Source organism: Janthinobacterium sp. SUN100, assembly GCF_030397705.1.
Lineage (GTDB): Bacteria > Pseudomonadota > Gammaproteobacteria > Burkholderiales > Burkholderiaceae_D > Janthinobacterium > Janthinobacterium kumbetense.
On record NZ_JAPUBU010000001.1, the window covers coordinates 435421 to 451481 of the forward strand.

Annotated in this window: 18 protein-coding genes; 17 read left to right on the top strand and 1 reads right to left on the bottom strand. The window is 60.6% G+C overall.

Annotated features, from left to right (window positions below; all coding sequences use genetic code 11):
• Nucleotides 1-5: 5 nt before the first annotated feature.
• The 6 genes from O0881_RS01715 (at nucleotide 6) to O0881_RS01740 (ending at nucleotide 7647) form a co-directional block, all read left to right on the top strand.
• Nucleotides 6-1478, top strand: a complete 1473-nt coding sequence (locus O0881_RS01715) for a lipopolysaccharide biosynthesis protein (RefSeq protein WP_289909825.1) — start codon at nucleotides 6-8, stop codon at nucleotides 1476-1478.
• A gap of 2 nt (nucleotides 1479-1480) precedes the next feature.
• The gene (locus O0881_RS01720; RefSeq protein ID WP_289909826.1) at nucleotides 1481-2554 is read left to right on the top strand and encodes a glycosyltransferase family 4 protein; all 1074 of its coding nucleotides are present in this window, start codon (nucleotides 1481-1483) and stop codon (nucleotides 2552-2554) included.
• Nucleotides 2544-4127, top strand: coding sequence for an MBOAT family O-acyltransferase (locus O0881_RS01725; protein ID WP_289909827.1), 1584 nt, complete (start codon nucleotides 2544-2546; stop codon nucleotides 4125-4127). The genes O0881_RS01720 and O0881_RS01725 overlap by 11 nt, the downstream gene beginning before the upstream one ends.
• A 2-nt stretch (nucleotides 4128-4129) precedes the next feature.
• The gene (locus tag O0881_RS01730; protein ID WP_289909828.1) at nucleotides 4130-5320 is read left to right on the top strand and encodes a hypothetical protein; all 1191 of its coding nucleotides are present in this window, start codon (nucleotides 4130-4132) and stop codon (nucleotides 5318-5320) included.
• A gap of 41 nt (nucleotides 5321-5361) precedes the next feature.
• The gene (locus O0881_RS01735) at nucleotides 5362-6555 is read left to right on the top strand and encodes a hypothetical protein (RefSeq protein WP_289909829.1); all 1194 of its coding nucleotides are present in this window, start codon (nucleotides 5362-5364) and stop codon (nucleotides 6553-6555) included.
• Nucleotides 6556-6642: 87 nt separating this feature from the next.
• A complete protein-coding gene (locus tag O0881_RS01740; protein ID WP_289909830.1) occupies nucleotides 6643-7647 on the top strand; it encodes a 2-hydroxyacid dehydrogenase in 1005 nt (334 codons plus the stop codon).
• Here the strand turns inward: O0881_RS01740 and O0881_RS01745 are convergent.
• Entirely contained in the window at nucleotides 7636-7998 is a 363-nt protein-coding gene (locus tag O0881_RS01745) for a TfoX/Sxy family protein (protein ID WP_289909831.1), read from the bottom strand. The two genes, O0881_RS01740 and O0881_RS01745, sit on opposite strands and share 12 nt — an antisense overlap.
• A gap of 98 nt (nucleotides 7999-8096) precedes the next feature.
• Between O0881_RS01745 and O0881_RS01750 the strand changes: the two genes are divergently transcribed.
• The 11 genes from O0881_RS01750 to O0881_RS01800 all read left to right on the top strand — a co-directional run bounded on the left by O0881_RS01750 (nucleotide 8097) and on the right by O0881_RS01800 (nucleotide 16058).
• Nucleotides 8097-8330: a hypothetical protein gene (locus O0881_RS01750; protein ID WP_099668077.1), complete on the top strand. Its 234-nt coding sequence runs from the start codon at nucleotides 8097-8099 to the stop codon at nucleotides 8328-8330.
• A complete protein-coding gene (locus tag O0881_RS01755; protein ID WP_289909832.1) occupies nucleotides 8327-8800 on the top strand; it encodes a MepB family protein in 474 nt (157 codons plus the stop codon). Before O0881_RS01750 ends, O0881_RS01755 begins: the two co-directional genes overlap by 4 nt.
• Before the next feature lie 44 nt (nucleotides 8801-8844).
• Nucleotides 8845-9483, top strand: coding sequence for an Imm26 family immunity protein (locus tag O0881_RS01760; RefSeq protein ID WP_289909833.1), 639 nt, complete (start codon nucleotides 8845-8847; stop codon nucleotides 9481-9483).
• Nucleotides 9404-10135 (top strand): hypothetical protein, encoded by a 732-nt coding sequence (locus O0881_RS01765; RefSeq protein WP_289909834.1) that lies wholly within the window; start codon nucleotides 9404-9406, stop codon nucleotides 10133-10135. Before O0881_RS01760 ends, O0881_RS01765 begins: the two co-directional genes overlap by 80 nt.
• Before the next feature lie 264 nt (nucleotides 10136-10399).
• Nucleotides 10400-10966: a hypothetical protein gene (locus O0881_RS01770; RefSeq protein WP_289909835.1), complete on the top strand. Its 567-nt coding sequence runs from the start codon at nucleotides 10400-10402 to the stop codon at nucleotides 10964-10966.
• 104 nt (nucleotides 10967-11070) lie between these two features.
• Nucleotides 11071-11481 carry a GNAT family N-acetyltransferase gene (locus O0881_RS01775; RefSeq protein WP_289905063.1) on the top strand — a complete coding sequence of 137 codons (411 nt, stop codon included), beginning with the start codon at nucleotides 11071-11073 and terminating at the stop codon, nucleotides 11479-11481.
• 252 nt (nucleotides 11482-11733) lie between these two features.
• Nucleotides 11734-12033: a hypothetical protein gene (locus tag O0881_RS01780; protein ID WP_289909836.1), complete on the top strand. Its 300-nt coding sequence runs from the start codon at nucleotides 11734-11736 to the stop codon at nucleotides 12031-12033.
• A 207-nt stretch (nucleotides 12034-12240) separates the two neighbouring features.
• Nucleotides 12241-12450: a hypothetical protein gene (locus O0881_RS01785; protein WP_289909837.1), complete on the top strand. Its 210-nt coding sequence runs from the start codon at nucleotides 12241-12243 to the stop codon at nucleotides 12448-12450.
• 210 nt (nucleotides 12451-12660) lie between these two features.
• Nucleotides 12661-14400 carry a serine hydrolase gene (locus O0881_RS01790; protein WP_289909838.1) on the top strand — a complete coding sequence of 580 codons (1740 nt, stop codon included), beginning with the start codon at nucleotides 12661-12663 and terminating at the stop codon, nucleotides 14398-14400.
• 57 nt (nucleotides 14401-14457) lie between these two features.
• Complete coding sequence (locus O0881_RS01795) at nucleotides 14458-15555, top strand: serine hydrolase domain-containing protein (RefSeq protein WP_289909839.1); 1098 nt, start codon at nucleotides 14458-14460, stop codon at nucleotides 15553-15555.
• 158 nt (nucleotides 15556-15713) lie between these two features.
• Nucleotides 15714-16058, top strand: a complete 345-nt coding sequence (locus O0881_RS01800; protein WP_099668072.1) for a hypothetical protein — start codon at nucleotides 15714-15716, stop codon at nucleotides 16056-16058.
• The last annotated feature ends 3 nt before the right edge of the window (nucleotides 16059-16061 follow it).

Below are 16061 nucleotides of genomic sequence, written 5' to 3' on the forward strand. Positions count from 1 at the left end.
CGGGCATGAACGCCACCCGCCATTCGTTTTTCTTTTCCTTCGCCGAAAAATACACGGTGCTGTTGCTGGGCATCGTCGCCACCATGGTGCTGTCGCGCCTGCTGACGCCGGCCGAGGTGGGCGTGTATTCGCTGGGCGCCGTGCTGGTGGCCCTGGCGCAAGTGGTGCGCGACTTTGGTGTGGGGCAATACCTGACCCAGGAAAAGCAGCTCGACATGGTGAAATTGCGGGCCGCGCTGGCCACCAGCCTGCTCGTCGCCTGGCTGCTGGCGGGCGTGGTGCTGCTGGCCAGCGCGCCGCTCGCGCAATTCTATGGCGAACCGCGGCTGACCCTCGTGCTGCGCCTGCTGGCGATCAATTTTGTCTTGATCCCGTTCAGCGCGCTGACCTTGCCGATGCTGCGCCGGCAACTGCGCTTTCGCGCCATCTACGCCATCAACGCAGCCAATAGCGTGGTCAACCTGCTGGTGGCCGTGCTGCTGGCGCTGCAGGGCTGCAGTTACATGAGCATGGTGTGGGCGGCGCTGGCCGGTTCCTGCGCCTCGCTGCTGGTGAGCCTGCTGGTGCGTCCCAAGGAGCTGCCGTGGCTGCCGGGACGGCGGGGCATGGGCGCCATCGGCCGTTTTGGCGCGTATGCGACGGGAGGCGGTCTCGTTGACGAGGCGGGCGTGGCGGCGCCGGACCTGATCATCGGCAAGCTGATCGGCATTGAAAGCCTGGCCCTGTTCGGCAAGGCGCAAAGCGTGCTCAATATCTTTAACCAGGCCATTACCAGCGCCATTTCTCCCGTCGTGTTTCCCCTGTTCGCGGCGCGTGCCCGCGGGGAAGGGGGGCAGGGCGGGGCGGAACTCGTGTATCTGCGCACGATCAGTTACATGACGGCGCTGGCCTGGCCGTTTTTTCTCTTTCTCGCCTGCATGGCTTTGCCCTTGGTCAAGGTGTTGTATGGCACGCAATGGCTAGGCTGTGTGCCCTTGATCCGCATCATGTGTCTGTCTTCGGCCGTGTATAGCATGTTCAGCATGGCCCGCTACCTGTTCGTGGCGACGGGCCAGCTGCAGGCGCAAGTGCGGCTCGATGCCTGCGCCGGCGGCATCAAGGTGGCGCTGCTGCTGGCCGCGGCGCCGTTCGGCCTGCTGGCCGTGGCCTGGGCCGTGGTGCTCAGCAACGTGCTGCGCAGCTGGCTGAACTACGGCTGTCTGCGGCGCTTGAGCGCCCTGGACTGGCGCATCCTGGCGCGGGCTTTGCGCAAGAGCCTGCTGCTGTGCGGCGTAAGTGGCGTCGCGCCCGTCGCTGCGCTGCTGTGGCTGCCCGTGGACACGCCGGCCCTGCTGGCGCTGGCGGGCACGGCGCTCGTCACCTTGCTGTGCTGGCTGGCGGGGATTTTCCTGTTGCAGCATGAGCTGGCCGGAGAATTTTTGTTATTGCAACGCAAGCTGGCGGGACGCTGGCTGGCAGTCAAATGGACGAAAGGATGACCATGCGTGTCGGTATCTTGTCCTACCCGATGCTGTTCCAGCGCGACGGCGGCTTGCAGATCCAGGTACGCGAAACCATTGCCGCGCTGAACCGGCTGCCCCAGTTGCCGGCGCGTCCCCTGGCCGTGCAGCTGGTCGACGCCAACCATCAGCGGCTGGCCGATTTCGACGTGCTGCACGTGTTTTCCGCGAGCAATGGCACCTACCGCATCATGGAAATGGCCAGCGAGCAAGGCGTGCCCGTGGTGCTGTCGCCGCTGCTGTCGCCGGGCTGGGGCCGGGCCAGCGCCCGGCGCGCGCGGCTGGCCGACCGGCTGGCGGGGCGCCTGACGGAGTGGATGGTACAGACGAGCTATGCGCAGACGCGGCGCGCCCTGCAGCTGGCCGACGTGGTGATCGCCCTGGGCGAGGCGGAGCGCGACGCCATCGTGCACGGTTTCGGCATGCCGGCGCAAGCCATCCGCGTCTTGCCGAACGGGATCAACCCGCATTTCTTCACGGCCAATGGCGACTTGTTCCTGCGCGAGACAGGCATCGCGGGGCCGTTCGTGCTGATGGTGGGCAGCATTTCGCCGTATAAAAACCAGCTGGGGCTGGCGCAGGCGCTGGCGGGCGCCGGCTTGCCCCTGGTGCTGATCGGCGCCGCGCCGCGCGAACAGCAAGCGTATCTGCAGCAATTGCTGGACTTGCCGCACGTCAGCTGGCTGGGCGCGCTCGACCACGCCGACCCGCTGCTGGCCAGCGCCTACCATGCGGCGGCCGTGGCGGCCTTGCCCAGCCAGGGCGAGGTGTTTCCCTTGAGCGTGCTCGAAGCGCTGGCGGCCGGCACGCCCGTCGTCATGACGGCGCAAAGCGCGCTGGACTTGCCCGATTCCGCCTTCGCGCTGCGCAAGGTGCGCTGGGACGATGGCGCCGCGCAGCGCCAGGCCATCCTCGCATTGCTGGCGCTGCCCCCCGGACGCGGACGCGTGCAAGCGCTGGTGGAACGTTTTACGTGGGAAAGGGTGGCGGCGCAGATCGCCGAGTGCTATTACCAGGCGCAGTCGCTGCCTGCCAGGAGGCAACATGCTGTTTAATTCCTTCGCCTTCCTGTTCGGCTATCTGCCCATCGTGCTGGCCGGCTATTTTCTGCTGGGCCGCTGGGCCACCGCCGGCGCACCCGCCAGCTGGCGCCGCCTGGCGCCGGCCGCTTGGCTGGCCGGCGCATCGCTGTTCTTCTATGCCTGGTGGGATGTGCGCTACCTGCCGCTGCTGCTGGCGTCCATCTGCGTCAATTACGGCACCGGGCGCCTGATCGGCGCGCGCGCAGGCGCGGCCCGCAAGCGCGTGCTGCTGGCGGCGCTGGCCCTGAACCTGGGTTTGCTCGCCTACTATAAATATGCGAACTTCTTCATCGACAGCGTGAATGCCGTCGCCGGGCTTGCCGGTGCTGGCGCTGGCAGCCTGCCGTGGTCCGGCCTCGACATCATCCTGCCGATCGGCATCTCGTTCTTTACCTTCACGCAGATCGCCTTCCTCGTCGATTGCTACCGGGGCGAGGTGCGCGAATACCGCTTCATCCATTACGTGCTGTTCGTCAGCTACTTTCCGCACCTGATCGCCGGGCCCGTGCTGCACCACCGCGACATGATGCCGCAATTCGCCGACCCGGCCAACGCCCACCCGCGCGCGGCCAATTTCGCCATCGGCTTGTCGATCTTTACCATCGGCCTGGCAAAAAAAGTGCTGATCGCCGACAACCTGTCGCCGCTGGCCATCCCCGTCTTCGCGGCCGGCGCCACGCCCACCCTGATCGAAGCGTGGATCGGCGTGCTGGCCTACACTTTCCAGCTGTATTTCGACTTTTCCGGCTATTCCGACATGGCCATCGGCCTGTCGCGCCTGTTCGGCGTGAAATTGCCGCTGAACTTCAACTCGCCGTACAAGGCGGCCAATATCGCCGACTTCTGGCGCCGCTGGCACATGACCTTGTCGCGTTTCCTGCGCGACTATCTGTATATTCCGCTGGGCGGCAGCCGCCGTGGTGTAGCTATGCGCTACCGCAACCTGATGCTGACCATGCTGCTGGGTGGCCTGTGGCATGGCGCCGGCTGGACCTTCGTCATCTGGGGCGGCTTGCACGGCCTGTACCTGGTGCTGCAGCAGGCGTGGCAGCGGGTCTTCGGCGCGGCGCGGGCGTACCGCTGGCTGCGCTGGTGGCCGATGTGGTGGTCAAGTCTGTTGACCTTTCTTGCCGTCATGCTGGCCTGGATCTTTTTCCGCGCGCCCGACGTGGCCACGGCCTGGGATATCGCGGGCGCGCTGGTGGGCGCGAACGGCGTGAGCCTGCCGCGCGGCCTGGCCAGCCATGGGGCCAGCCTGGCGCAGTGGGGGCTGCATCTCGCGTTCGACGGCATCCGCTGGATCGAACTGGCGGGGCCGGGCTTGCCCGTGCTGCTGGCGGCGATGCTGCTGGCCTTCAAGGCGCCGAATACGCAAGAAATATTCTTTCTCTACGAGCCTGCCATTGAAAGAATCTTTCAGCCGGCAGGGCGCTGGGCCTTCAGCTGGCGCCCCACGCGCCGCTGGAGCGTGGGTTTCGCCGCGCTGTTCATCGCCTGCATCTTCGGCATGAACCGGGTCACCGAATTTCTCTACTTCCAGTTCTGAGCATGGATACCGCCGCCCGCCATTACCTCACCGGCTTTTTCGCCTGCGTCGGCCTGGTGCTGGGCGCCGTCTCCTTGCTCAATTACCAGGTCGACCCCTATCTGCTGCACCAGTGGGACAGTCCCTTGCTGCAGCGTCCGCGCCAGCTCAATGAAAAGCTCGGCGCCTGGGCCAAGACCTACGCCGTGGCGCGCTACCGTCCCGCCGTCATCTACATCGGCAATTCGCGCACGGAACTGGGCTTGCCGACGGGCGTGCGCGCCATGTTCGATGGCAAGAGCGTCTTCAACAGCGCCGTGTCCGGCGCCTCGATCGGCGACGCCATCCGCCTGGCCGAGCATGCGGCCAGGGTCAGCCGCGTCGAGACCATGGTGTGGGGCGTCGACGCGCCCACTTTTTCCCTGGACATGGGCGCGGCGCGGGTGGAAGACAGCCTGACGGGCGCCGAACACGGCTTTTTCGCCCGGCGCGCGCTGGTCAACCTGAAGCGGGGCCTGACCCTGGACATGACGGAAGACAGCGTGCGCATCCTCACGGGCAAGGCCGGCGACGTCTGCCGCTCCAACCTGGCCTTGTACGGGCAGCGCGACGAGACGTGCACCCGCAAGGGCATGCGGCACTGGCTGGGAACGAAGGACGCCATTCCCGTGCGGCTGCAGGAATTCGGCGACGGACTGGGGCCGACGCCGCCCTCGACACTGGCGCTCGACGCCAGCATCGCCAAGCTGTGCCGCAGCAGCCTGCGCCTGCGCCTGTACATCAACCCCACGCACGCGCTGACCTTGTACGCGCTGCACTGGCGCGGCAAGTGGGATGCCATGCAAGCCTGGCAGCGGGGCCTGGTGCAGCTCGTCGAGCGCCACCGCCTGCACGGCTGCGACGTGCGCCTGCATGATTTTTCCGGCTTCAACAGCATCACGATGGAAGCGACCCCGCTCGTCAGCGGCAAGCCCGACATGCATTATTACTGGGAAGTGTCGCATTACCGGGACAATGTGGGCCGTTTGATCCTGGCGCGCCTGTTCGGCGGCGACACGCCGCCGCCGGCCGATTTCGGCGTGGAACTGACGCAGGCCAACGTCGACGACCACCAGGAGGCCATGCGCGCGGCGCGCGACCGCTATGACGTGGAACACGCGCGCGAGGCGGCCTATGCGCGGCGGGTGCTGGACGGGCCGCTGATCCGGCGCTGAACGCCATTTCTCTACTCATGTTGCTACTTCCCGTGCCGACCATGGATACCACCGCCCGCCGCTACCTCGCCATCTTCTTCGCCTGCGTGCTGGCCGCGCTGGCCCTCGTGTCCGCCGTCAATTACCACGTCGATCCATATCTGCTGCACCAGTGGGACAGCCCGCTGCTGCAGCGATTGCGGCCGACGACCGAAAAACTCAGCGTGTGGGGCAAGACGTATGCCGTGGCGCGCTACCGGCCGGCCATCGTCTACATCGGCAATTCGCGCACGGAAATGGGCTTGCCGACGCATCGCGTGCGCACCTTGTTCGCAGGCAAGAGCGTCTTCAACAGCGCCGTGTCGGGCGCCTCCATCGGCGAAGCCATGCGCCTGGCCGAGCATGCGGCCAGGGTCAGCCATGTCGACACCATGGTGTGGGGCATCGACGCTCCCTCGTTCTCGCTGGAACTGGGCTCGGCCGGCGTGGAGCCGGGCCTGACGGACCCCGGCCCCGCGTTTTTCGCGCGGCGCGCCTTGCTCAACATCAAGCGCGGCCTGACTGTCGACATGACGCGCGACACGTGGCGCATCCTCAGCGGCAGCTATGACGGCGTTTGCCTGTCCAGCCTGGCACTGCACGGCCAGCGCGACGAATCCTGCCTCACCAGCCGCAACCGTACCTGGACCGGCACGGCGCGCGCGTTCACGCCGCGCCTGCAGGAATTCAGCGACGGCCTGGGCCCCACGGCGCCCGCGCTGCACGCCTTCGATGCGAGCGTGGGGAAACTGTGCCGTGGCGGCACGCGCTTGCGCCTGTACATCAATCCCACGCATGCGCTCACGCTCGACGCCCTGTACTGGCGCGGCAAGTGGGCTGCCATGGAAGCGTGGCAGCGCGACCTGACGAACATGGCCGGACGCTACCGGCGCCAGGGCTGCGACGTGCGCCTGCTGGATTTTTCCGGCTTCAACAGCATCACCAGCGAGCCGATCCCCCAAGTGACGGGCGCGCGCGAGATGCGCTATTACTGGGAAGCGTCGCACTACCGCGACAATGTGGGGCGCATGATCTTGGCGCGCCTGTTCGGCGGCCCGGAGCCGCCGCCGGCGGACTTCGGCGTGGAACTGACGCAGGCCAGCATCGACGCCCACCAGGCGGCCATGCGCACCGCGCGCGAGCGCTACCACGCGCAGCACGCCGAGGAAACGGCCTACCTGCGCCACGCGCTGACCTTGCCCCGCGAACCCAAATAGGCGGCCGGCGGCGCCAGGCGTACGGCGTGGGGCAGGGCGCTTGCGCTATGATAATGTTTTGCCATCCAGCAAGTTCCAGGACTCCCCATGAAAATCGCCTTCTTTGCCAGCCAGCCCTACGACCGCCGTTTCTTCGACGAAGCCTTGCCGGCCCAGCCCGATTCCGCCGGCATCGAACTGGTTTACCACAGCGCCTTGCTGAGCCAGGAAACCGTGGTCCTGGCGCAAGGGGCCGATGCCGTCTGCGTCTTCGTCAACGACGTGCTCGACGCGCCCGTGCTGGCAGCCTTGCACGGCTACGGCGTGCGCGCCATCCTGCTGCGCTGCGCCGGCTACAACAACCTCGACCTGGAAGCGGCCAGGCGCCTGGGCCTGTTCGTCGCCCGCGTGCCGGCCTATTCGCCGGAAGCCGTGGCCGAATACACCTTGGCCCTCGTGCAAACCCTGAACCGCCACACGCACCGCGCCTACGCCCGCGTGCGCGAAGGCAATTTCTCGCTGGACGGCTTGCTGGGCGCCACCCTGCACGGTAAAACGGTCGGCATCGTCGGCACGGGCAAGATCGGCCTGGCGACGGCGCGCATTTTCAAGGGTTTCGGCTGCACGGTGCTGGGCCACGACCCGTTCCCGGCGCCCGCGTTCGCGGACCTGGGCACGATGGTGGAGCTGCCGCGGCTGCTGGCCGAGTCCGACATCGTCTCGCTGCATTGCCCGCTGATGGAGAGCACGCGCCACATGATCAGCGAAGCAACCTTGCCGCTGATGAAGAAGGGCGCCATGCTGGTGAATACGTCGCGCGGCGGCCTGATCGACACGGGCGCCGTCATCGAGGCGCTCAAATCGCGCCAGCTCGGTTCGCTCGCCATCGACGTGTACGAGCAGGAAAGCAATCTGTTCTTCCAGGACCGCTCGTCCGACATCATCGACGACGACATCTTCCAGCGATTGATGACCTTCCCGAACGTGCTGGTGACGGGCCACCAGGGCTTCTTCACCATGGAAGCGCTGCGCGAGATCGCCGCCATCACATATCACAACCTCGCGTGCTTCCGCCAGGGCAAGGCGTGCGAAAACAGCGTATTAGCCAGCTGACACCTGTTTTTTAGGCTTGGGCGGCGGCTTGGGTTTCGGCAGCGGCAAGGCGTCCGCCGTGCGCCGCGCCAGCTGGCTCAGCCAGTCGCGCTCGTCCCACAGCCCGCCATCGATGAGGAAATACGGCTTGGCTTGCGGATAGGGCGGCGCTTCCTGCAGCGTGCCTTGTGCGCTGATCCAGGCGCGGCCCGCGTCCGTCGGCTTGATGAACAGCTGGTCGTCGGCGACGATGGCGAACATCTTGCCGTCGCAATACAATCCATACTCGCCAAACATCTTTTTCGCGCTGATGCTGCCCGCGCCCGCCAGTTGGTCGAGCAAAAAATCCACCGTGCCTTGCTGTGATGCCATGTCGTCCTCCGTGTGAAAGAACAGTGTAGCGCACTGGCCAGGACGGGCCACGGCGGCTACACTATCGCCATTATTTATTTTGCATTAGCTATTTTGCCATGACACCCCAGCATCTTGTTCACCGCGGCATCCGCATCGCCACCCTGGCCGCCGGCGATGCCATCGAATCCCACTGCGCACCGGGCCAGACGGCCATCCGCGAGCAGGGCGACGGCTGGTGGCTGTATTTTGTCGACGAGGATGGCAAGGTCGACGGTTATGACAGCCCGTTCGCCAGCCATGCCGAAGCGCTGTGGGCGGCCAAGGCCGCAGCCGAGTTCAGCGCGCAATGAAGGCCAGTCCCTGGGCTTTCCTGGGCTTGCCGCAAGCGCCCGTGCCGGAAGCGGAAAGTGCGGAATACGGCGCCTGCCGCGCCGAGCTGCACGGCAAGCGCCTGGTCTTGCGCGTGGCGAAAACCACGCCGACGAAGATCGGCCAGTTCGTCACCGTCTGGAAGCGCCCCCATCCCGACGCCGACATCGCCCCGCTGGATGAAGCGGACCCCGTCGACATCGTCATCATCGCCGTGGCTGACGACGTTGGCGACGGTGCGCGGCACGGCTTTTTCATCTTCCCGCGCAGCGTGCTGATCGAGCGCGGCGTGATGTCGCGCGCCGACCAGGGTGGCAAGCGCGCGCTGCGCGTGTATCCGCCGTGGTGCGCGCCTGAATCCACCCAGGCACAGCGCACGCAGCGCTGGCAGGCGGCGTGGTTTGTGGCACAGGACGATTTATCCGGAATCGTGCGTTTGTTGCAAACTTGAAAATGGCGGAACTGATCCCGTTCCATTCTTATCAGGAGTAAGCCATGATAAAACTGTCAGGGAAAAGCGTGAAGCCGGGTGATGTATTTTATATCCCTGCACTCAATCCATCGCAAGAGCAAGGTTTTGTGATGGCGAGATTTATTGAAAATGTTCCGGTGAATGTGGGTTACTTGCTGGAGGTTTTTGCAAGGTTCTATACGATACCGCCTGCCTGCATGGAAGATATCGATATGAGTCAACGCCTGTTCCGGCCTGTGATGACATCTTTCAGTTTTTCGGAAGTACCCAAGTGGCGGGTGCTTTTTTCTGATCCGTACTACGATAAATCGCAGTCCAACTACGATGATATTACATTTTCATTTGTTCCTTATCTTTGGGTCGGAGGAAAAGAAATTCCGAAGTCTCAATGCGACCGGGATCTATCCGGGATCGAAAGACCCATCTGCTGGCGAGCGCTGCATCTTATTCTCAGGGTGAATGCGCATTTGGCAGGGATATTCAATGCGGACGAGCCGCATGACTACCATAGGCTGCCTGAAAACATGAAAGCAGACAATCCCGAGGCGCTCGTCAGGGCGATCGCTCTCGCCGAAGCCATGGATGATAAATTCAAGCTGTGGGCGGTTCAAGCCAAAAAGAAAAGCAGGATCGACGGTGGTGGGGGCGGCTCCGGTATATGATGCGGAATCGCGTCGGACTAGCAGCGTTGCCCTGCCTTCCATGGCAGGAACGCCAAAGAAAAAAGAGGTTGAAATGCAATTGGTTATAAATAAATATGGTCAGCACATCATTGATGCGCTGGCCAGGCTCTCGCAGCGTGAAAATGTTGCAGTATTGATCAATTTCATCAAGCGCCAGGCGCCATTGATGGAGCAATTCGATGTCCGCTATGGTGAAAACAGGTCCCGGTGTTTTTTGAGCATGGTCGAACTGTCATTGAATGGGGAGGCCGGCTTTCAAGATGAACAGGTATTGGCGGATATGCTGGCGACCCTTGATTCGGAAATTCCTGACAGCGAGGAATTTGGCGATATCGAGGGCGATCTTGCACAAAATGCGCTTATTTCAGCCAGTTATGCGATTCAGTACATGCAATATGGCAAGCTTGCCGATTTTTGCGCTTCGGTAGAAAAAGTGCTTGAGACTGTGGATGTACTCCACTACTCAGAAAATCCCGATTACGATGAGCGCAAAGCGATGATGCGGGAAATCGGATTGCTTGGCCTTCTCGTCCGTGGGCTTAGTGTTCCCCTGACCAACACGGTGCTTGAAAATCTGGACGAGATCGCCAGAAATGCGCCGATAGGGGCAGATAGCGCTGAAATTTCTTGATGGCTGCCACCACCTCGGCTGTGGCGCAATCTCCGCCCAGGCACAGCGCACGCAACGCTAGCAGGGTGGTTTGTGGCGGCGGGAGATCAGCCAGGGCTGGCAAAGCTGCTCGGGCCGTGATTGTTTCCGTTCACCTTAGAATTTATCTGCACCTTGCCGCTGTGATATAAGGGCTTGAGAAATCTCTTTTTATCAGGATGGTAATAAAATCTTTATTGAGGTATTGTCATCGTCCGCTGGCGGCCAGAAGCAGCCGTTGACTTCATGAGTGACAGAGAGTTGACCATTCGAATGCAGTTTTTAAATCCACGAATCAAAGAATTCATTATTGTCTGTGTGATATTGACCTCATGTGCGACATCCGTATTCGCGCAGGAGCCGGGGCGAATGGCCCAGGTTGCAAAAGAGTCGTCTGGGGCCGAAAGCTGGCTGCATATCTATCGGGATGTATCGCCAATGATCGTTCCAGCCGATAAAGGCCCATATGACGAATATCTGAATTTAGATCATGTGGAAGTCAAAGGGGAGTGGGTACTGGTGCATATAAAGACCATTCGTGATGGACCTTCCACGGAGTACCATGGCAAGCTGATACTGAGCACCTTGGCTATTGCCTGCGAACGGGTCAAGTTCGGCCACCCTTATATAGCCGGCTTTCACGATGTGGAAGGACGCATGCCGATGCACGAAACCACCCTTACCTTTGCGGAGCTGGATCGGCTTGCCAGTGGGCGTATACCTGCCGCAAATTCGCCAAGTGCAATCTATTATCGCTTTGCCTGCCTTGGCCTTAAGCCGCGGCCAGAGGAGGTCGGGTGGACTGGGTCCTGAAAAGGACGGCGACTTCCTCCTGCCACCTTCAGTCAGTCGAGCACAGGCGAAATTCAATGACGCCGTGATAACTTCCAACGGAACCGTATTGTGCAATCCAGCCTATGAATATTAACTACACATCCGATCAGCCATGCGCCGAGGCGTTTAAGGCCCTGTACGACACGACTGGCTGGGGGCCAATATCGCGCGGAACTGCTTTCTATCAAGATTCACTTGACGGCTCCTGGTGTTCGCGATCAGCCTATTTTGGCGGCCAGTTGGTTGGTTTTGTGCGTGTCATTTCGGATGGCCGCTTGCATGCGTTTGTCACCGAGATGATTGTTCACCCCGAATTTCAACATCAAGGAATCGGGGCCGCGTTGCTTAGTGCAATTCTTGACGATTGTCGCGATGCTGGCATTTCAGATGTCCAGCTTTTCAGTGCCAAAGGCAAGTCGATATTCTACGAAAAACTTGGATTTTCCTCACGGCCGGAAGATTCGCCTGGCATGCAATTCAATGCAGCCACCTGACTAGTCGTTCAAACCATCGCTGAATGACAGTTGCGGAGCAAATCGTATGTCTCATGTGGCGCGGAAATTCCCAATAACGGCAACCGGCCAGAAACGGACGCCTGGACGCTTGCCAATTCGTCTGGCCACACAAGTTCCATAATGCGGATTCAGGCCGGCGGTGTCGTTGCAAGCGAGAATGGGCTGCGGCACTGAAGCCCCCGGTCTTTTAATTGCTGGGCCCGCCGGCTCAGCTACAAGTCAGGTTGCGACATGGAGTATTCGTTTTCACGCTTGATCATTGCGGCTGGCTTGGCTTGTTTAGCCATGGGCATGGCCGCCATTCAACAGATGCGCCTTGGTCGCCCCCTTCGTAAAGTAAAAAACTTCCTGCTGAAATTAGCGGTATTAATCTGGCTGGTGAGCGGGCTATTTGTCGGAACATTCTATAGTCACGGATTCGATGTGGCGTGGTACATTTTTGGCGCCGCCGTCAGTCTGGCCGGATGTGTCGTTGCAGGCATTGTGGTGCTTGCCTGGGCGGTTTTTACAAGGCGCAAGCAGGACAGTTAAGTGCTCTCAAGTGGGAGCGGACAGGATCCAAAAGGCCAAGTTTAATGTGGAATTTTTTTAAGCGTAAAAATACGAATTACGCTTTGGGATGGGACAATAAAGGATGATGGTGATTCTTACGAAGGAATTTATCGTTGTGCCTTCTTGCTTTATCGTCTCGGCAGCACAAGCGATATCCATAGCCTTTGGGTAGCAAAGCATATAAATATGGATGTCGGAACATCAATGGGCGTGGAATTTTTTATTGGGGCGGGATTTCAAGCGACAGTTTCATATTTGGCAGAATCGAACTTGCAGGATGCGGATGAAATATCCTCTTACGTAGCTGGCTGGTTCGATCAGGACGATTCAGAAAAATGGCAAAAGGACTGGGAGCTAAGTATGGTGCAGAATATTTCAAGTGCCAGCGATGCGTGAAGGCCCACAACGGCGCAAAACCTGCCAACGGCGGCAAGCAGCCGGAATTGCGGCACGCCAGCAAACGCGGGCCGCAACTCATCCGGGAAAATGACCGTCCATGACTGATATTTGACGGCCTGTCGCAATCCCGCATGGCGGCAGGGTGCGCTGACGTATCGTCAAGGTTTCCTTCCTGGCATCCGTCCATCACCGTTGAAAGAATCGTTCATGCGAGTTCATCCCCTGGCACTGGTCCTTCCCCTGTTGTTCGCAAGTGGCGCCCGGGCGGACGCATTGGATGACATCGTCAAGGCCGAAATGACGATGCGGCAAATCCCCGGACTGTCGCTGGCCATCATCGAGAACGGCAAGATTGTCAGGGCGCAAGGGTACGGTGTCATGGAAAAGGGCGGCAAGACGCCGGTCGGCCCGCACACGCTGTTCCAGGCCGGTTCCGTCAGCAAGCCGGTAGCCGCGCTGGGGGCGCTGCACCTGGTGGAGCAGGGCAAGCTTGCCCTAGACGAGGACGTCAATCCCCGGCTGCTCACGTGGAAGGTGCCGGACAGTGCCCTGACGGCCGAACAGAAGGTGACCTTGCGCAGGCTGCTCAGCCACAACGCGGGGCTGACCGTGCACGGCTTCCCCGGCTACGCCAGCAATGCGCCGCTGCCCACCGTGATCCAGGTGCTGAACGGCGAGCAACCGGCGAATACGGCGCCCATCCGCGTTGACATGGTTCCAGGCAGCAAGGTGCGTTACTCCGGTGGCGGCTATACCGTCATGCAACAAATGGTGGCCGACGTCAGCGGCCAGGCGTATCCCGACTACATGCGCGACGCGGTCCTCACGCCCTTGGGCATGCACGAGAGCTCCTATGTGCAGCCGCCGCCAGCCGAGCGCGCGCGCCTGAATGCCAGCGGCCACCTTGCCGACCGCAGCCTGGTGGCGGGACGCTGGCATGTGTATCCGGAAATGGCGGCGGCCGGTTTATGGACCAACGCGTCGGACCTGGCGCGCTTCGCCATCGGCGTGCAGCAATCCCTGGCGGGCACGTCCAACCCGGTCATTTCGGAAGCCTTGACGCAACAGATGCTGACCCCGCAAATAGAGAATGCGGGCCTGGGCGTCTTCCTGCACGGCAGCGGCAGCGCGCAACGCTTCTCGCACGGCGGGCGTGACGAAGGCTTCGATACCTTGTTGACGGCATTTTCCCGCACCGGCCAGGGTGCCGTGATCATGATTAACGCGAATGATAATTCCCGCATGATGGACCGCCTGACCGACGCCATCGGCCGCGCCTATCGCTGGCCAGATGCCGATTACGCCGTCTTGCGCAAGCACCCCGCCATCAAGATCGATGCCAGGGCGCTCAGCCGCTACACGGGCCGCTACGAGTTGGCGAACAACACGATAGGCACTTTCGATATGCGGGGGGGCCAGCTGCGCAGCATTTACGATGGCTTGCCGGACGAAACTTTCGTGCCTGCCGGCGCGCACCGCTTCCATTCGACGTCGCGCAATTGCGAACTGGCGTTCGCCGTCGATGCACAAGGAGAGGTGACAGGCGTCGTCGTGACGACCAAGGACAAAGCCAGCACGGCGCCGCGCATCGGCCCGCTGATGCACACTTTGAAAGCGCGCACCGACCCCAAGCCTGCGCGTACCCGGAGTGTGCAGGCTTTGCTGGCCGATATCGCACGTGGCGGCAGCGCCCTGGCCAGTTCGGATTTTGCCACGCCGGGCATCAAGAGCAACTTTGGCACGCAGGCGATTGGCGAACTCGCCAATTTGAAGTCGCTGACTTTTTTGCACGAGCAAGCTGTTGCAGGCCGCGCGATCGAACGGCATGGCAGCAAGGTGGACAGCGTCCTTGCCTTCCACGTCAGCGGCATCCAGCCGGAGCGCACGCTGCTGGTTTACCTGACGGCGGACGGCTTGTTTGCCGACTTCGATCTGGTGGACGACTGAACGCTGCGGTCGAGCACGGCGTTTCCCTGGAAATAGACAACGAACCGACAATTTCCCATGAAAAATTCCGATACGGACAACAAGACGCTGCTGCCATTAAAAGCAGTGGCGTTTTCTTGCTTGCTGATGGCATCCGCCTTCGTGCATGCCCAGGCCGGCGATCATGCCCATGCGGAAAAGGCCGATGATTACTCCGCCAGGATTGACAAGCTGATACAGGCGACCAGTCCACGACGTTTTAATGGCGTCATTCTCATCACGAAAAATGGGCAAACAAAATACTCGAAAGCGTATGGCTATGCGGATTTTGAAAACAGGATACCGTTAAGGCTGGACGATAATTTCAGGATTATGTCGAACAGCAAGCAAATGACGGCCGTGCTGATTTTAAGGGAAGTTGAGAAAGGCAAGATAGACTTGCACAGTCCCGTGAGACGATACTTGCCCGATTTGCCGCAAGCCTGGGCCGATCAAGTGACCGTGCATCAATTGCTCAACTTTTCGGCGGGAATCATTGAAATCGACCAGCCACTGAGCTTCAAGCCCGGGACGGATTTTCTGTATGGCGTGACAACGTATGCCATGCTGGGTCAAATTTTTGAAAGAGTCAGCGGGAAAACGTATATCGAGGCAGCAAATGACTTGTTCAAGGAACTGGGGATGAAAAACAGTTTTTGCTATGAGGAAGATAAGAATAATAAGGTCATCAATGGCTATGTGAACACGGAAAATGTATTCGCGCTGAAAGCGCATCCCGTGCAGGGAAAAGACTGGATCGGCTTCATCCCGGCCGGCGGCATTGTTTCAAATGCAAAAGATTTGAAGATCTGGGATGAAAATCTGCATCGGGGCAGAATGTTAAAGCCGGAAACCTATCAACTGATGACGAGTTACGACATATCCAGCCAGCATGTCGCTTTTGGCGATGGAAAGAACGGTTATGGTTACGGCGTTTATGTGAGCGATACAACGCCCGTCAAATATATAGGCCACTCGGGAAAAGGCCTGGGCTTTGCATCGATTAAAGTGTATTTTCCTGAAAAAGACGTCGATGTGGTCGTGTTGGAAAATCAATATAGCGAGGATAGCGGCCTTCATTACTATTTTGAAATAAAAATAAGGGAAATAGTGATGAATAGCAATCTTTTAAGATAGAAGGCCCGATTTGCTTCAGGAATATATGGAAGAACACCGCATCTGCGCGATTTGCGGTTTATGTGGCGCATCCAGCGCCACTGTTTGCGCCTGCTGTGGCCTCGCTTTCGCTAGCATGGCCCGCTTGTCGCGCCGGATGAAGTCATCGACAATATGGCATGCCAATCAAGATATCGCCTAAAAAAATTCTGCTGTGCCTGCTCATCCTCAGCCCGGCCTGGTATGTCGCCGCATGCTGCGTGTTTTCCAACAGCCGCAAGGCGGCGTTCTATCAAATCCAGACGGGCGATACGCGGCAAGCGGTGCTTGACCGTTTCGGCGCGCCGACGCATGTGGAGCGTGCGGGAGTCTCTTTCAAACAGTATTCCACCACGCCATGCGCGGCGCCTTGCGTCGAGCGGCTGTGGTTCGAGAATCGCTTGAACACGGAACTGGAGGTATGGTCCTTAGAACTGGACCGGCATGGTCGCGTGGTGGGGAAGAATTATCTGATGTCGTCGTAGGCC

Excerpts from the sequence above, each read along its gene's own strand:
- O0881_RS01770 (WP_289909835.1), top strand. The coding sequence starts at position 10,400 with ATGAGTGACAGAGAGTTGACCATTCGAATGCAGTTTTTAAATCCACGA.
- O0881_RS01735 (WP_289909829.1), top strand. The coding sequence starts at position 5,362 with ATGGATACCACCGCCCGCCGCTACCTCGCCATCTTCTTCGCCTGCGTG.
- O0881_RS01725 (WP_289909827.1), top strand. The coding sequence starts at position 2,544 with ATGCTGTTTAATTCCTTCGCCTTCCTGTTCGGCTATCTGCCCATCGTG.
- O0881_RS01715 (WP_289909825.1), top strand. The coding sequence starts at position 6 with ATGAACGCCACCCGCCATTCGTTTTTCTTTTCCTTCGCCGAAAAATAC.
- O0881_RS01775 (WP_289905063.1), top strand. The coding sequence starts at position 11,071 with ATGAATATTAACTACACATCCGATCAGCCATGCGCCGAGGCGTTTAAG.
- O0881_RS01780 (WP_289909836.1), top strand. The coding sequence starts at position 11,734 with ATGGAGTATTCGTTTTCACGCTTGATCATTGCGGCTGGCTTGGCTTGT.
- O0881_RS01765 (WP_289909834.1), top strand. The coding sequence starts at position 9,404 with ATGATAAATTCAAGCTGTGGGCGGTTCAAGCCAAAAAGAAAAGCAGGA.
- O0881_RS01790 (WP_289909838.1), top strand. The coding sequence starts at position 12,661 with ATGCGAGTTCATCCCCTGGCACTGGTCCTTCCCCTGTTGTTCGCAAGT.
- O0881_RS01745 (WP_289909831.1), bottom strand. The coding sequence starts at position 7,998 with ATGGCATCACAGCAAGGCACGGTGGATTTTTTGCTCGACCAACTGGCG.
- O0881_RS01800 (WP_099668072.1), top strand. The coding sequence starts at position 15,714 with ATGCCAATCAAGATATCGCCTAAAAAAATTCTGCTGTGCCTGCTCATC.
- O0881_RS01730 (WP_289909828.1), top strand. The coding sequence starts at position 4,130 with ATGGATACCGCCGCCCGCCATTACCTCACCGGCTTTTTCGCCTGCGTC.
- O0881_RS01785 (WP_289909837.1), top strand. The coding sequence starts at position 12,241 with ATGGATGTCGGAACATCAATGGGCGTGGAATTTTTTATTGGGGCGGGA.
- O0881_RS01720 (WP_289909826.1), top strand. The coding sequence starts at position 1,481 with ATGCGTGTCGGTATCTTGTCCTACCCGATGCTGTTCCAGCGCGACGGC.
- O0881_RS01750 (WP_099668077.1), top strand. The coding sequence starts at position 8,097 with ATGACACCCCAGCATCTTGTTCACCGCGGCATCCGCATCGCCACCCTG.
- O0881_RS01760 (WP_289909833.1), top strand. The coding sequence starts at position 8,845 with ATGATAAAACTGTCAGGGAAAAGCGTGAAGCCGGGTGATGTATTTTAT.
- O0881_RS01740 (WP_289909830.1), top strand. The coding sequence starts at position 6,643 with ATGAAAATCGCCTTCTTTGCCAGCCAGCCCTACGACCGCCGTTTCTTC.
- O0881_RS01795 (WP_289909839.1), top strand. The coding sequence starts at position 14,458 with ATGAAAAATTCCGATACGGACAACAAGACGCTGCTGCCATTAAAAGCA.
- O0881_RS01755 (WP_289909832.1), top strand. The coding sequence starts at position 8,327 with ATGAAGGCCAGTCCCTGGGCTTTCCTGGGCTTGCCGCAAGCGCCCGTG.